The sequence below is a fragment of the Billgrantia saliphila genome, from assembly GCF_002930105.1.
Lineage (GTDB): Bacteria > Pseudomonadota > Gammaproteobacteria > Pseudomonadales > Halomonadaceae > Halomonas > Halomonas saliphila.
This window is the reverse complement of the sequence record NZ_PJRN01000015.1, coordinates 56,374-70,786: the sequence shown is the minus strand read 5'-3', so window position 1 is coordinate 70,786 and position 14,413 is coordinate 56,374. Positions and strand designations below refer to the sequence as shown.

The 14,413-nt window shown below is 64.5% G+C and carries 12 protein-coding genes; 3 read left to right on the top strand and 9 right to left on the bottom strand.

Features of this window, described 5'->3' with window-relative positions; all coding sequences use genetic code 11:
- Positions 1-54: 54 nt before the first annotated feature.
- The 8 genes from CYJ07_RS16045 to CYJ07_RS16010 form a co-directional block, all read right to left on the bottom strand.
- On the bottom strand, positions 55-3,051 hold the full coding sequence (locus tag CYJ07_RS16045) for an FAD-binding and (Fe-S)-binding domain-containing protein (protein WP_104204721.1): 2,997 nt from the start codon (positions 3,049-3,051) through the stop codon (positions 55-57).
- A 35-nt stretch (positions 3,052-3,086) separates the two neighbouring features.
- Positions 3,087-4,295, bottom strand: a complete 1,209-nt coding sequence (locus CYJ07_RS16040) for a pyridoxal-phosphate-dependent aminotransferase family protein (RefSeq protein WP_104204720.1) — start codon at positions 4,293-4,295, stop codon at positions 3,087-3,089.
- Positions 4,296-4,355: 60 nt separating this feature from the next.
- The gene (locus tag CYJ07_RS16035; RefSeq protein WP_104204719.1) at positions 4,356-5,543 is read right to left on the bottom strand and encodes a CaiB/BaiF CoA transferase family protein; all 1,188 of its coding nucleotides are present in this window, start codon (positions 5,541-5,543) and stop codon (positions 4,356-4,358) included.
- 50 nt (positions 5,544-5,593) lie between these two features.
- Positions 5,594-6,376 (bottom strand): enoyl-CoA hydratase/isomerase family protein, encoded by a 783-nt coding sequence (locus CYJ07_RS16030; protein ID WP_104204718.1) that lies wholly within the window; start codon positions 6,374-6,376, stop codon positions 5,594-5,596.
- Between the two features lie 44 nt (positions 6,377-6,420).
- Positions 6,421-7,701, bottom strand: coding sequence for a TRAP transporter large permease (locus CYJ07_RS16025; RefSeq protein WP_104204717.1), 1,281 nt, complete (start codon positions 7,699-7,701; stop codon positions 6,421-6,423).
- Positions 7,698-8,216 (bottom strand): TRAP transporter small permease, encoded by a 519-nt coding sequence (locus CYJ07_RS16020; protein WP_197038407.1) that lies wholly within the window; start codon positions 8,214-8,216, stop codon positions 7,698-7,700. Before CYJ07_RS16020 ends, CYJ07_RS16025 begins: the two co-directional genes overlap by 4 nt.
- Positions 8,217-8,285: 69 nt before the next feature.
- Positions 8,286-9,272, bottom strand: coding sequence for a TRAP transporter substrate-binding protein (locus CYJ07_RS16015; RefSeq protein WP_197038406.1), 987 nt, complete (start codon positions 9,270-9,272; stop codon positions 8,286-8,288).
- Between the two features lie 241 nt (positions 9,273-9,513).
- A complete protein-coding gene (locus CYJ07_RS16010) occupies positions 9,514-9,975 on the bottom strand; it encodes a GlcG/HbpS family heme-binding protein (RefSeq protein ID WP_104204716.1) in 462 nt (153 codons plus the stop codon).
- Between the two features lie 176 nt (positions 9,976-10,151).
- Here CYJ07_RS16010 and CYJ07_RS16005 point away from each other — a divergent pair, with 176 nt between their 5' ends.
- Complete coding sequence (locus CYJ07_RS16005) at positions 10,152-10,835, top strand: GntR family transcriptional regulator (protein WP_104204715.1); 684 nt, start codon at positions 10,152-10,154, stop codon at positions 10,833-10,835.
- A 3-nt stretch (positions 10,836-10,838) separates the two neighbouring features.
- On the opposite strand, the gene glcC is transcribed toward CYJ07_RS16005, so the two are convergent.
- Positions 10,839-11,609, bottom strand: coding sequence for a transcriptional regulator GlcC (gene glcC, locus CYJ07_RS16000; RefSeq protein WP_104204714.1), 771 nt, complete (start codon positions 11,607-11,609; stop codon positions 10,839-10,841).
- 201 nt (positions 11,610-11,810) lie between these two features.
- On the opposite strand from glcC, the gene glcD reads away from it, so the two are divergent.
- Both glcD and glcE read left to right on the top strand, forming a co-directional pair.
- Positions 11,811-13,298, top strand: a complete 1,488-nt coding sequence (gene glcD, locus CYJ07_RS15995) for a glycolate oxidase subunit GlcD (RefSeq protein ID WP_104204713.1) — start codon at positions 11,811-11,813, stop codon at positions 13,296-13,298.
- A gap of 11 nt (positions 13,299-13,309) precedes the next feature.
- Positions 13,310-14,401 carry a glycolate oxidase subunit GlcE gene (gene glcE / locus CYJ07_RS15990; protein WP_104204712.1) on the top strand — a complete coding sequence of 364 codons (1,092 nt, stop codon included), beginning with the start codon at positions 13,310-13,312 and terminating at the stop codon, positions 14,399-14,401.
- Positions 14,402-14,413: the final 12 nt, after the last annotated feature.

The window sequence follows — 14,413 nt, the reverse complement described above, 5'->3', positions numbered from 1 at the left end:
GTACCGGGCCGACAGCGGTCGTCCCATGAAGCGATGTTGCCTTGCGGGCTCGCCTCAGGCCAGCGCCTTCTCCAGCAGACGCGCCACGTGCACCGCCTCGCGTCCGCTGCCGTCGTGAATCTGGTGACGACAGCTCGTGCCATCGGCAATCAGCACGGTATCGTCGTCGGCTTGACGAATCGCCGGCAACAGCGACAGTTCGGCCATTCGCATCGAGGCCTCGTAATGCTCCGCCTCGTAACCGAAACTGCCAGCCATGCCGCAGCACGAGGATGCGATCGTCTCGACCTTGAGCCCTGGGATCCAGGCGAGCACCCGCTCGATCGGACGCAACGCATCGAAGGCCTTCTGGTGGCAGTGGCCATGCAGCATCGCCCGCGAATAGTTGACCGGCTTGAGTTCGAGCGCCAACTCCCCCGCGTCGTGTGCCTTGTCCAGGAACTCCTCGAACAGCAGGGCCGACTCGGCAAGTCGTCGCGCCGCGTCCCCGAAGCCATATTGCAGGAATTCGTCGCGCATGCTCAGCAGGCACGACGGCTCGAGACCGACGATCGGCACGCCGCGCTCGACGAAGGGCAGCAGATGGTCGAGGGAGCGTTTCGCCTCGGCTCTGGCCTTGTCGAACTGGCCGGAGGAAAGGTAGGTGCGCCCGCAGCACAATGGGCGTTCGCCCGGCTTGACGTTGAGATGCACGCCATAACCGGCCTTCTCCAGCACCCGTTTGGCGGCGCGGGCGTTTTCGCTCTCCATGTAGTTGTTGAAGGTATCGACGAACAGCAGCACCTCACGGGACGTCTGCAACGATCGGCCCTGGTCCTCGGCCAGGAAATTGCCATGGAATCGGGGAAAGTCACGCTGCCCGGCCAGCCCCAGCGCCTGCTTGACTCGCCGCGAGACGAAGGGCAACCGCTCGGCGGCGTACAGCAAGCCTGAGACTCGGCCCGCCCAGGGTGCGTAGCGCGGCATCTCGCCGACCAGACGATCACGCAGCGAGAGCCCTCTGGCCTTTGCCCGAGCGGTACGCGCCTCGATCTTGAACTTGGCCATGTCGACACCCGTGGGGCAGTCGCGCCGGCAACCCTTGCACGACACGCACAGGTCCAGCGCCTCCTTGATCTCGTCGCTGGCCAACCCTTCGTCACCGAGCTGGCCGGACAGCACCAGGCGCAGAGTATTGGCACGTCCACGCGTCAGGTGTTGCTCATCGCGAGTGATGCGGTAACTGGGGCACATGGTACCGGCATCGAACTTGCGGCAGTGGCCGTTGTTGTTGCACATCTCCACCGCCATGGCGAGGCCGTGGGTGCCATCCCCGCCAGTCCCGGGTGCGCTCTGCTCGCCGGTCAGTGGGTCGCGCTCGACGTCCCACGACGACCAGTCGAATACCGGGGTCAGCGGGATCCTGCGATAAGAGGTCGGAAAGCGGAAGTAGTCTTCGTCGTCCATCTTCGGCGTGTCGACGATCTTGCCGGGATTGAAGAGATTCTCCGGATCGAAGAGCTGCTTCACCTCCTTGAAGGCGCCATTGAGGGTGCTGCCGAATTGCCAGGCGACCCATTCGCCACGACACAGACCGTCGCCGTGCTCACCGGAATATGCCCCCTTGTACTCGCGAACCAGCGCCGAGGCCTGCTCGGCGATCTCGCGCATCTTCTTGGCGCCATCGCGGCGCATGTCGAGAATCGGCCTAACGTGCAGGGTGCCGACACTGGCATGGGCGTACCAGGTGCCCTCGGTGCCGTGGCGATGGAACACTTCGGTCAGCTTGTCGGTGTACTCGGCCAGATGCTCGAGCGGCACCGCGCAGTCCTCGATGAAGGAGACCGGCTTGCCGTCCCCCTTCATGCTCATCATGATGTTGAGCCCCGCCTTGCGCACGTCCCACAGCGCCTTCTGCTCGGCCGGCTCCGGCATGTCGACCACGCACCCCGGCAGCCCCAGGTCGGCCAGCAATTCATTGAGGCGGGCCAGAGATGCCAGTTGGGCGTCGCGGTCGGCGCCGGCGAATTCCACCAGCAGGATCGCCTCGGGCTTGCCGATCAGCGCTCTCTCGATGACCTGGCGGAAGGACGGATTCTCCAGCGACAGCTCGATCATCGTGCGGTCGACCAGCTCCACCGCGGTGGGATCCAGGGTGACGATGTGCTGGGTGAAGTCCATCGCCTGGTAGAAGGTCGGGAAGTTCACCACGCCAAGCACCTTGTGCTCGGGCAGGGGCGAGAGTCTGAGCTTGATGCGACGGCTGACCGCCAGGGTCCCCTCGGAGCCCACCAGCAGGTGCGCCAGGTTGGCCCGCCCGTCCGGGTCGTAGGGCTTGGGGTTCTGGCAGTTGAAGATATCGAGGTTGTAGCCGCCCACCCGCCGGAGCACCTTGGGGAAGTGCTCGCCGATCTCCGGGTCGATGCGCTCGGCGATCGCCTGCACACGCGCGGCCAGCAGGCGAACCTTGCCATTGCCGTCGAGCTCGTCGATGAAGCCGAAGCTTGCCTCACCCCCATCGGCAAGCCAGGCATCGATGGCCAGGACGTTGTGCACCATGTTGCCGTAGCGTATCGAGCGCGACCCGCAGGAGTTGTTGCCGGCCATGCCGCCGATGGTGCACTGGGCACTGGTGGAGACATCCACCGGGTACCACAGGCCATGGGGCTTGAGCCAGGCGTTGAGGTGGTCGAGCACGACGCCGGGCTCGACCACCACGGTGCGCGCCTCGGCGTCGAACTCGACGATCTGATTGAGCCAGCGGGAATTGTCGATCACCAGCGCCTCGCCCACCGTCTGGCCGCACTGGCTGGTGCCGGCGCCCCTCGCCAGCACCGGTACGCGGGCATCGCGGGCGATGTCCAGCGCCAGCTTCAGGTCCTCCTGGTCGCGTGGGACCACCACCCCGATCGGCATCACCTGGTAGATAGAAGCATCCGTCGAGTAGCGGCCTCGCGAGGCGTGATCGAACAGCACCTCGCCCTGCGTCTCGCGCGCCAGCCGGGAAGCCAGCTCGCTGACCGGCTTGACCCTGGCATCCCGTGACCGGGCGTTATCCTTCAGGGACGTCATCCTTCCCTCCTAGCCGTGCTGGTCGAAGCCGCTGGTCAGCGGGAGCCATTCAGCGGATGGTTGGCGAAATATTCGAGCGCGGCACTCGTGCCACTGCCCGCCAACGGCACACCGGCGAGCTTCATGCCCGCCTCGCAACCGCCCAGGGTGGCGATCAGTGTCAGGTCGTTGCAGTCGCCCAGATGGCCGATGCGAAACATCTTGCCCTTGGCCTTGCCCAGGCCGGTGCCCAACGACAGATCGAAGCGCTCGTAGATGAGCTTGCGCACCTCGTCGGCATCGATACCTTCGGGCATTACCACGCCGGTCAGCACCGGCGAATAGACGGCAGGATCCTGGCACTGGATCTCAAGGCCCCAGGCCTCGACCGCCTGGCGCACGCCGGCGGCCCAGCGCTGGTGGCGCGCCAGCACGTGGTCGAGCCCTTCATCCAGCAGCATGTCCAGCGACTCGTTGAGTCCGTAGAGCAGGTTGGTGCTGGGGGTATAGGGCCAGTAGCCGTTCCGGTTGGCCTCGAGGATCTCGTCCCAGGCCCAGAAGCTCTTCGGCATGCGGTTGTGGCGGCTCGCCTCGATGGCCCGCTCGGAGACGGCGTTGAAGCTGATCCCCGGAGGCAGCATCAGGCCTTTCTGGGAGCCGGAGATGGTCACGTCCACGCCCCATTCGTCATGCCGATAGTCGGCGCTGGCCAGCCCCGAGATGGTATCGACCAGCAGCAGCGCCGGGTGGCCGGCGGCATCGATGGCCCGACGCACGGCGGCGATGTCGCTGGTCACCCCGGTGGAGGTTTCGTTGTGGACTACGCAGACGGCCTTGAGCTCATGCGCCGTGTCTTCCTTCAGGCGCGCCTCGATCATGTCGGCCTGGACGCCGTGGCGCCATCCCTCGTAACCGGGCAAACCGATAAACTCGGGCTCTAGCTGCAGGCGTCGCGCCATCTTGTGCCACAGAGTGGCGAAGTGACCGGTTTCGAACATCAACACCCGGTCGCCCGGGGACAGGGTATTGGAGAGAGCCGCTTCCCAGGCGCCGGTACCGGAAGCTGGGTAGATGATCACCGGATTCTTGGTCTTGAAGACTTCCTTGATTTTTTTCAGCAGCGTGAGCCCCAGGGCGCCGAACTCCGGGCCGCGGTGGTCGATGGTCGGCAGGCTCATGGCGCGCAGGATGCGGTCCGGTACCGGCGAGGGGCCGGGTATCTGAAGGAAATGACGACCGGATGGATGGAAATCGAGCTTCAACATGACTATCTCCGAAGACTATTTTGTATTTTTGATAATGAATTCATTTCCAGACAGCAAAATCTACTTGATGCAGCCGGCGTCGCGCAGCGTCTCGAGTTGCTCTGCGGAGAGGCCCAGCTCTGCCAATACTTCGTCGGTATGCTGTCCGAACAGCGGCGCCGGGCTTCTGATCTGCGATGGGGTCCGGGAAAACTTGCTCGGAAAGCCGATGGTCTTCATCTTTCCGATAACCGGGTGTTCCATCTCCTGCACCATGCCGCGGGCCTGATAGTGTTCGTCATGCATGGCCTGGGCGAAGTCATTGATCGGCCCGGCCGGTACACCGGCCTTGTCGCAAAGATCCAGCCAGTAATTCATTTCCCGCTCGACCATGATTTCCTCAAGCACCGACTCGAGCTCCTCGACGTGTTGGCCACGGTCGTGGTTGGTCAGGAAGCGCGGCTCGGCCATCAGGTCCTCGCGCCCGAGCACATCCCGACAGAAGCGTTCCCAGGTACGCTGGTTGGCACAGCCCAGCATGATGTAGCCGTCGCTGGCCTTGACTGCCTGATAGGGCGCCGACACACGATGTCGCCAGCCGGTGGGCTCAGGGACTCTGCCCTCGGCGAAATAGGCGGCCGCCTCCCAGGTGAACCAGGGCAGGCCACATTCGGTGATGGCGATATCGATGTGCTGCCCCTCACCGGTAGTCATCCTGTGAATGTATGCGGCCAGGATCGAGTAGACGGCCGTGATCCCCGCCCCAATGTCGTAGACGGCGATGCCGGTCTTCAGCGGACGTCGGCCCGGTTCGCCGGTCATCGACATCAAGCCGGTCATGCCCTGGGCCACCAGGTCGAAGCCGCCGCGATGACTGTAGGGCCCGGTCTGGCCGTAGCCGGAAATCGAGCAGTAGATGATGCCGGGATTGATCGCCTTGATGGTGTCGTAGTCGATAGCAAGCGACCGAGTCACCCCGGTGCGATAGTTCTCGACGATGACGTCGGCGTCCTTGGCCAGGCGGTAGAAGATCTCCCGGGCACGCTCATCCTTGAGATTGAGCGAGATGCTCTTCTTGTTGCGGTTAATCTGCGAGAAGCAGGTCGATTCGTCGTTGACGTAAGGGCCCATCTGGCGGCTGTCATCGCCACCGTTGAGCTTCTCGACCTTGATCACCTCGGCCCCCATGTCGGCCAGCACCATGGTGCAGTAGGGTCCGGCCATGATCTGCGAGACGTCCAGTACCTTGAGTCTTTCCAGGGGAAGCATGGGCTTCACCTCGCTTGTGTGGTTCGCGTGTCTGCCGCAACGCGCCAATGTCAGCGGCCGGTCCACTCGAAGGGTGTCTTGTGCAGGAACTTGTTCACCGCCGCCTGGAAATCGTCGCTCATGTAGCAGGTGGTAACCCAGTCGTCGCCGGCGTCCGCGGCGGCCCTGCGCCCCTCCAGGACCCGCCCCACCAGCGCCTTGCTGGCCTGGACGGTGAGCGGCGCGCGCCGGCCGAATTCGGCAGCGATGGCGGTCACCTCGTCGACGATCGTTTCGGGAGCGAAGACGCTGTTGACCAGCCCCGCCTGCCGAGCCTCCTCGGCATCGAACAGCTTGGCCATCATCAGCGCTTCCTTGGTGCGGGCGACGCCGATCATGTCCACCATTCGCGATACGTTGGTCATCGACAGGGTGTTGCCCAGCGTCCTGGCGATGGGTACGCCGAATTTCATCGAAGGCGTGCAGTAGCGGAAGTCACAGACCAGTGCCAAGGCTGCCCCGCCGCCCACGCAGGCGCCCTCGATCAGGGCGATGGTGGGCTTGGGCAAGCGCTCCAGCTTGCCCACCACCCGGTCAATACGCCGCTCATAGCCGATGGCGTCCTCGGGAGCGTTGAAGTGGGCAAACTGGGAGATATCGGTGCCGGCCACGAAGGCCTCGCCGCCAACGCCATGCAGCACCACCGCCTGGATGTCGTCGTCCTCGGCCAGCCGGTCGCAGCAGGCCTCGAGCTCGTCGTACATCTCCCAGGTCATGGCGTTGCGACTCTCGGGCCGGTTGAAGCCGATCCAGGCGAGGTTGCCCTCGCGCCGGAAGATCAAGGAATCCGCCATTTGAAGCCTCCTAGCAGGATCGTCAGGCACATCAGGATAGGGATTCACCGGTAGAACAACTCAACCAGGCCCATCGGGAAGATCGGCACGTAAGTCACCAGCATCAGCAGGATGAACAGCAGGATGACGAACGGCACGTTGGCCTTCGATACCTCCCAGATGTCCGCCTTGGCCACGGAGCAGGCCGTCATCAGCACGCTGGCCACCGGGGGGGTCTGCTGGCCGATCGCCAGGTTGAGGGTGACGATCATGCCGAAGTGGACAGGATCGATGCCGACCATCATCACCAGCGGCATGACGATGGGTACAGTGAGGATGATCGCCGCCGCCGAATGCAGGATCATGCCGATCAGCAGCAGGAAGAGATTCAGCAGCGCCAGTACGGCGAACTTGTTGTCGGTGAAGTCGCTGATCATCATCGCCAGCATCTGCGGCAGCTGGGCGCGGGTGAGGAAATCCCCGAGCAGAGCCGAGCTCGCCACCAGCAGCATCACCACGGCGGTCTGCACGCCGCCTTCGACCATGGCTGCGCGCAGCTTCGCCCACCGCAGCTCGCCGTAGCGGAAGCTGATCAGCAGCGCAGCCAGCACCGCCAGGGCCGCCCCTTCGGTAGCGGTCATGAAGCCGCCGAAGATCCCGCCAAGGATGACCAGCGGCAACACGAAGGCCAGACCCGCCGCCTTGAAGGTGGTCCACACTCGCTTCAATTGGAAAGTATGCTCCACGGGCCAGTTGTAGCGGACCGCGAAGTACCAGGCGAGCACCATCATCAAGACCCCGCCGACCAGGCCCGGCACGATACCGGCGACGAACAGCTGCACCACCGAGGTATCGGCCATGGCGGCATACAGGATCATGGGAATGGAAGGCGGGATGATGATCGCCAGCGAAGCCGAAGAGGAGGTAATAGCGGCGGCGAACGGGGCCGGATAGCCCTTGCGCTTCATCTCCGGCATCAGAATGGAACCGAGGGCGGCCACGTCGGCCACGGCAGATCCGGAGATCTCGGCGAAGAACAGCGAGGTGCCGACGTTAACCATGGCCAGCCCGCCGCGGATGAAACCGAGCAGCGCTGAAGCGAAGTCGATCAGCCGTCGAGAGATACCTCCGGTGTTCATGATGGCGCCGGCCAGGATGAATAGCGGGATGGCGATCAACGGGAATTTGGTCGAGCCCTCGAACATCACCAACGGGAAGCCGAGCAGGCTGTTGGTGCCCTGAATCCACAGCATGGCAACGATGGATATCGCGCCCAGGGCTACGGCGATGGGGATATTGATGAAGATCATGGCCAGCCCGGCCAGCAGGATCAGTGCCGTCGTCATTGCAACTCCTCCGCGATGTCCTGCTCCGAGGGTGGCCGCTTGCCTTCCCAGGCCTCACGCAGGATGGCCGGGAGATTGAGCAGCTCGGCGATGACATAGAGTGCCGCACCGATCGGAATGGTCGACTGGGTGACGGCGATCGGAATCGGTACGCTGACCAGGGTCGAGCCGCTGAGGACACCGATGACGTAGACGCCATAAACGGCGAGCAGCACGAAGAAGGCGATGATGATGGCTTCACCCAGCGCCACCAGCGCCATGCGCACGGCACGGGGTTGCGAGTAGACGAAACCCGGGACGCTGATATGGGCGCGCTTGAGGGCAGCGAGAGCGGCGCCGTAATAGGTCACCCAGGCCAGCATCACGGCGGCAACCTCGTCGTACCACCCCAGGGAGTTGCCGCTGAAGCGGAAGGTGACGCCAAGCAGCACGACCACTGTCAGGGAAACCACCAACAGCATGGTGATGACTTCGAGCAGCCACTCGAAGCCGGATCGCAGTTTCACGAGGGACATGAAAGCCACTCCGTCGAGCAGGGGAAGAACCGCCCCGAATGGGGCGGCCGTGCATTCACTCAGTGAGGTTCAGTCGTCCTCACCGAGTGCCAGGACGCGGTCGACCAGGTCGCCGCCGCCTTCCACTTCCTCGTCGAAGCGCTCGTAGATGGGGCCACTGGCGTCGATGAAGGCCTGCTGGTCGGCCTCGTTGATCTCCATGCCGGCCGCCTCCATCTCGCCGAGGAGCTCCTCATCCTGCCTGGCGGCGGTCTCGTAGACGAAGTCCTGGACCTCCTGGGCAGTCTCCTCGAGGATATTGCGAACGTCTTCCGGAAGATCCTCCCAATGGCGCTTGGAAACCACCACGTACGCGGGCGTGTAGACGTGGTTGGTCATGGACAGGTAGTCCTGGACTTCCTGAAACTTCTGGGAGTGGATCTGCACCAGAGGATTCTCCTGGCCGTCCATGGTGCCGGTCTGCAGCGCCGTGAAGACCTCCGAGAGCGCCATGGGGGAGGGGTTGGCGCCGTACTCCTCGAACATGCGTACCCGCCAGGCGCCCTTCGGCGTACGCAGCTTCAGGCCCTCCAGGTCCTCGGGCGTCTGGATGGGCCGCTCGTTGTTGGTGATCTGACGGAAACCGTTCTCCCACACGGCGAGAATCTTGTAGCCCTCCTCCTCCACCAGCGGATAGAGATCGGATTCGATGACCTCGTCGATGACCCGCTTCATGTGCTCCCGATCCTTGATCAGGTAGGGCATCTCGAACAGGCCAAATTCATCGACCACCGAGGACATCACGGTGGAAGGCAAGGTGAAGGTGAGCTGGCCGAGCTTGAGCTTCTGCATCATGGAATCGTCGCCACCGAGCTGGCTCGATCCGTAGACCTCCACCCTGTAGTCATCGCCTAGACGCTCATTGGCCCGCTCGGCGAACTCATTGGCGGAAGCATCGAACAGCGAACCGGGATTTCCCACGTGACCGAACTGCAATTCGGTTTGGGCCATACCAAGCCCTGGCGTAAGGCTCAGCGCCAGGGCGGTGGTCACGAATGCCGTTTTGATCATCTTCATCGGATACTCCAGCTGACTTGTTGTTGTAGGCGTGCTGCCCGGACGTGACATTCTTTCGAGGGCAGTCTCCTGGCCATGGCGGCTCCTGCAGGGCCGCGGGAGATATCCCGACGGCCCGAGCATCCTCGGCCATCCAACGGCTCGGTGGGTCCGACCGTCATCAATTCAATTTGAATTCAAAATTCATTATTCGGTATTAAACTTTGGTCGATCAATCGTTGCGACCGCTGACTTCGCCGGCTCAAGTGGGCTCCAACCCCCAGGTCAGTCCCGCCGCCTCGATACCGGCGATAGCGGCGGTCTCATCCTCAGCCGAGGATGCGCCGCTGGCGCCCACGGCGCCGATGACACGGGATTCACCGTCGAGGATCAGCACGCCTCCCGGGACCGGAACGAAGCGGCCATTCGAGACGGCAGCTACGCTGGCGAGGAAGGCCGGTCGCTCCGTATTGCGGGCCCCGACCACGCCGCTCGAGGCGCCATTGCCCAGGGCGGCGAAGGCCTTGCCCTGAGCCACGGGGAAGCGCAGCGGTGCACAGCCGTCCTCGCGCTCGGCGGCGACAACGTGACCGCCACCGTCGATCACCACCACGGTAAGAGGCTCCATCGAGGCATCGCGCGCCTTGGCGAAAGCCCCGTCGAGGATGGCTCTGGCCTGGGAACGACCAAGCTGAAACTGACTGCGGAAGACTTTGCCGGCCATGGGAGACTCCTTATTATGGGCAGGTAGTAGATATTAGTTGAATTTTGAATTCATAATATCTTCTGTGAAAGAATGCCAGTCGGACCCGTTTCCGCCGAGATGAATCAAGGCCCGGCGACGCGGCGGGAACGCCGGCCGGAACCATCGGGACGCTATTGCCTCTAGGAATTCATGCCATGAGCAAAATCCAGCATCGCAGCCTTTATCTGGAAGTGGCCGACCGCGTCCGGGAACTCATCGAGCAGGGAGATCTCGCACCGGGAGAGCGCATATCGGAAAAGCAGCTCTGCGAGCGCTTCGGAGTGTCCCGTACGCCGCTACGGGAAGCGCTGAAGGTTCTCGCCTCCGAGGGCCTGATCGAGCTGCTGCCCAATCGCGGGGCCAGGGTCATGCGCCTGACGCTGAAGATGGTGAAGGATACCTACGATCTAATGGGGGCTCTCGAGGGGTTGTCCGGCGAACTCGCCTGCCAGAACATCAGCGACGAGGGCATCAAGGCCATTCGTGCGCTGCATGACGAGATGCTCCGGCACTACCGCGACCGCAACCTGCCGGACTACTTCCAGGTCAACCAGAAGATCCATGAGGGGATCCTGGCCGCCTCGGCAAACGAGGTACTGCAGGAGATGTACAGCAACCTCAGTCAACGCGTAAAGCGGGTCCGCTACTCGAAGAAGATGACCGACGACTATTGGCGCAGGGCCGTGCAGGACCACGAGCACATGATCATTGCCCTCGAGGCGCGAGATGGTAAACGATTGGGGCAGATACTCCGCGATCACCTTTGCAATAAACTCGAAGTCGCCTCGCTCGCCGGCGTGATCGAGGATGAACACGCGCTCAATGCGGTCAACGCCTGACGTCTATTCCCATACTCCGAGCCGCATCGCCGAGCGCTCGAGGCGCTGATCCTCCGCCTCGATCTCGCGCAACTGCTCGCCGATACCGGTAAGGTGCTCCACCGCCGCACGCCGTGCGACCTGCGGCCTGCCCTCCATCACGGCCCGATACAGTCGCGCATGTTGCCGGTTGATCATCCGGCGCGGCGCCTCGCGGTGATAGAGGTTTTTCACCGAGGCGAACACCGAGCGCAGCAGCAGATCGGTCAGCGATTGCAGCGTGTGGACCAGCACCGGGTTGTGCGAAGCCTGGCAGATCGCCAGGTGAAAGGCGTGATCGAGGTGCGCCAGCTGCTCCACATCGATCTCGACTCGCTCGACGTACTCGGCCATGGCTTCGTAACGACGCTGAATAAGCACGCGGTCGGCCGGCGTGGCGCGCTCTGCGGCCAGCCTGGCCGACTCGCCCTCGAGCAGTGAGCGCACCTCGAGCAGATCGAACAGGGTCCGTGGGTGGTCGCGAAACAGGTGCATCAGCGGGCTATCGTCGCGCCCCGGCACCAGTGCCGCCACCACCGAGCCCTGCCCCTGCCGGGTGACGATGATGCCTTTGCTGCGTAGCACCCGCAGGCCCTCGCGCAATGAAGTCCGCGAAACGCCGAGGCGCTCGCACAGGCGTCGCTCGGAAGGCAGCAGCTGTCCCGGGCGGAACACGCCGTCGAGAATGAGTTGCTCGAGGTTGGCCGCGACCGAATCGGGCGTACGGGCCGGCAATGTCAGTTCCTCACGCGCCATTGACGTCTCCTGGGCATCGGTCGGCCGAATCGGATTGACCCGGTGGCCTCGAGCGGCCCATGATGTAACTTGAAAATATTTTCCATAATCACTCATCAAACTGGTCATACCAGTGTACCAAAGGCTGGACAACGAACCGAAGGTCGCGCAGATTGGCAGCCAATAGACTCCCTTGCCGCCACGACACCCACGAGGCGTTTCATGGACATTCTCTACGACGAACGACTCGACGGCCCAGTACCGAAGCTGGACAAGGCTGCCATCCGCGACACGCTCCGCCAGGCCATCCCCGACTTGACCCTGCTGCACCGCGAAGAGGATATGCGTCCCTTCGAGTGTGACGGCCTTTCGGTCTACCGCACCCTGCCGCTGCTGGTCGCGCTGCCCGACTCGATGGCGCAGGTCGAACGGCTGCTCAAGGAGTGCCATCGCCTCGGCGTGCCGGTGGTGACCCGCGGTGCCGGCACCGGACTCTCCGCCGGTGCGCTGCCGCTCACCCACGGCGTGCTGCTGGTGATGTCGCGCTTCTCGCGCATTCTCGAAATCGATCCCGAGGCGCGCATCGCCCGGGTCGAGCCCGGCGTGCGCAATCTGGCGATTTCCGAGGCAGCCTCGCCCTACGGTCTCTACTACGCGCCGGATCCCTCGTCGCAGATCGCCTGCTCGATCGGCGGCAACGTGGCCGAGAACGCCGGCGGCGTGCACTGCCTGAAGTACGGTCTCACCGTGCACAACGTGGTCAAGGTGGAGGTGCTGACCATCGAGGGCGAGCGCATGACGCTGGGCAGCGACGCGCTGGACGCCCCCGGCTTCGACCTGCTGGCGCTGTTCAACGGCTCCGAGGGCATGCTCGGCGTGGTCACCGAGATCACCGTCAAGCTGCTGCCCAAGCCCGAGGTTGCCAAGGTGCTGATGGCGAGCTTCGACGACGTGGAGAAGGCCGGCAACGCGGTGGGCGCCATCATCGAGGCCGGCATCATCCCCGGCGGGCTGGAGATGATGGACAAGCTCGCCATCGTCGCCGCCGAGGATTTCATCGGCGCCGGCTACCCGGTGGAAGCCGAAGCGATCCTGCTGTGCGAACTCGACGGCGTCGAGGCCGACGTCGACGATGACTGCGAGACCGTGCGGCGCGTGCTCGAGAAGGCCGGTGCCACCGGCATCCAGCAGGCTCGCGACGACGCCGAGCGCGCCAAGTTCTGGGCCGGGCGCAAGAACGCCTTTCCCGCGGTGGGGCGCATGTCGCCCGACTACTACTGCATGGACGGCACCATCCCGCGCCGCGAGCTGGCCCGTGTGCTCAAGGGCATCGCCGAGCTGTCACAGCGCTATGGCCTGCGCGTGGCCAACGTATTCCACGCCGGCGACGGCAACATGCACCCGCTGATCCTGTTCGACGCCAACCGCGAGGGCGAGCTGGCCGTGGCCGAGGCGCTAGGCGGCGAGATCCTCGAGCTGTGCGTTCGGGTCGGCGGCACCATTACCGGTGAGCACGGCGTCGGCCGCGAGAAAATCAACCAGATGTGCGCTCAGTTCCGCCCCGACGAGCTGGCCACCTTCCGCGCCGCCAAGGCCGCCTTCGATCCCCGCGACCTGCTCAACCCTGGCAAGAACATCCCCACCCCGGCGCGCTGTTCGGAATTCCGCACCATCAAGAGCGCGGCCGCCGACACCGCACAGCAGGGCTGAACGGAGCGACCATGACAAACGCAACGACTCCCCACGAGCAGGATGCCGGCGCGGCCCTGGCCGAGCGCGTCCGCCAGGCCAGCGCCGACGCCACGCCGCTGCGCATCGCCGGCGGCGACACGCGCGGCTTCTACGGCCGCGAGGTGGAAGGCAGCGTGCTCTCCGTCCGCGAGCATCGCGGCATCACCTTCTACGACCCGGTGGAGCTGGTGGTCTCGGTACGCGCCGGCACGCCGCTGGCCGAGCTTGAGGCGGCGCTCGCCGAGCATGGCCAGATGCTGCCCTTCGAGCCGCCGCGCTATGGCGAGGCGAGCACCGTGGGCGGCATGGTCGCCACCGGCCTCTCCGGCCCGCGGCGCCCCTGGGCCGGCAGCGTGCGCGACTTCGTGCTCGGCACACGGGTGATCAACCACGAGGGCATCGAGCAGCGCTTCGGCGGCGAGGTGATGAAGAACGTGGCCGGCTACGACCTGTCGCGGCTGATGGTGGGCGCCCAGGGCACCCTGGGGCTGATCACCGAGGTTTCGTTCAAGGTGCTGCCGACTCCCGGCGCGACCCGCAGCCTGCGCTTGTCGCTGCCACTCGACGAGGCCCGCCTGCGTCTGGTCGAGTGGGGCCGCGAGCCGCTGCCGATCAGCGCCGCGGCATGGCTCGACGGAGCCCTGCATCTGCGCCTGGAAGGCGGCCCCAGCTCGGTGGCCGCCACCCGCGCTCGCATCGGTGGCGACGAGCTCGACAATGCCTTCTGGAGCGCCCTGCGTGACCAGCGCCTGGCCTTCTTCAGCGAGGGAGAGGCGCCGCTGTGGCGACTCTCGCTGCCCCACCGCGCGCCGACGCTGGACCTGCCCGATGTCGATGAGAGTCTGATGATTCACGACTGGGCCGGTGCCCAGCGCTGGCTGCGCACCGAACTGAATGCCGAGACCGTGCGCCAGGCCTGCCAGGCCGCCGGCGGCCACGCCACCTGCTACGGCCCCCGCCCGGCCGCCATCGAGCCCTTCACGCCGCTGCCCGAGGTGGTCACGAAGTATCACCGCAACCTCAAGGCCCAGCTCGACCCCAAGGGAATATTCAACCGCGGCCGACTCTACGCGGCGTTCTGAGACGCACAGGAT

Coding starts and splice junctions, on each gene's coding strand:
- glcD (WP_104204713.1), top strand. CDS start 11,811: ATGGACATTCTCTACGACGAACGACTCGACGGCCCAGTACCGAAGCTG.
- glcC (WP_104204714.1), bottom strand. CDS start 11,609: ATGGCGCGTGAGGAACTGACATTGCCGGCCCGTACGCCCGATTCGGTC.
- CYJ07_RS16010 (WP_104204716.1), bottom strand. CDS start 9,975: ATGGCCGGCAAAGTCTTCCGCAGTCAGTTTCAGCTTGGTCGTTCCCAG.
- CYJ07_RS16005 (WP_104204715.1), top strand. CDS start 10,152: ATGAGCAAAATCCAGCATCGCAGCCTTTATCTGGAAGTGGCCGACCGC.
- CYJ07_RS16020 (WP_197038407.1), bottom strand. CDS start 8,216: ATGTCCCTCGTGAAACTGCGATCCGGCTTCGAGTGGCTGCTCGAAGTC.
- CYJ07_RS16030 (WP_104204718.1), bottom strand. CDS start 6,376: ATGGCGGATTCCTTGATCTTCCGGCGCGAGGGCAACCTCGCCTGGATC.
- glcE (WP_104204712.1), top strand. CDS start 13,310: ATGACAAACGCAACGACTCCCCACGAGCAGGATGCCGGCGCGGCCCTG.
- CYJ07_RS16035 (WP_104204719.1), bottom strand. CDS start 5,543: ATGCTTCCCCTGGAAAGACTCAAGGTACTGGACGTCTCGCAGATCATG.
- CYJ07_RS16015 (WP_197038406.1), bottom strand. CDS start 9,272: ATGAAGATGATCAAAACGGCATTCGTGACCACCGCCCTGGCGCTGAGC.
- CYJ07_RS16045 (WP_104204721.1), bottom strand. CDS start 3,051: ATGACGTCCCTGAAGGATAACGCCCGGTCACGGGATGCCAGGGTCAAG.
- CYJ07_RS16025 (WP_104204717.1), bottom strand. CDS start 7,701: ATGACGACGGCACTGATCCTGCTGGCCGGGCTGGCCATGATCTTCATC.
- CYJ07_RS16040 (WP_104204720.1), bottom strand. CDS start 4,295: ATGTTGAAGCTCGATTTCCATCCATCCGGTCGTCATTTCCTTCAGATA.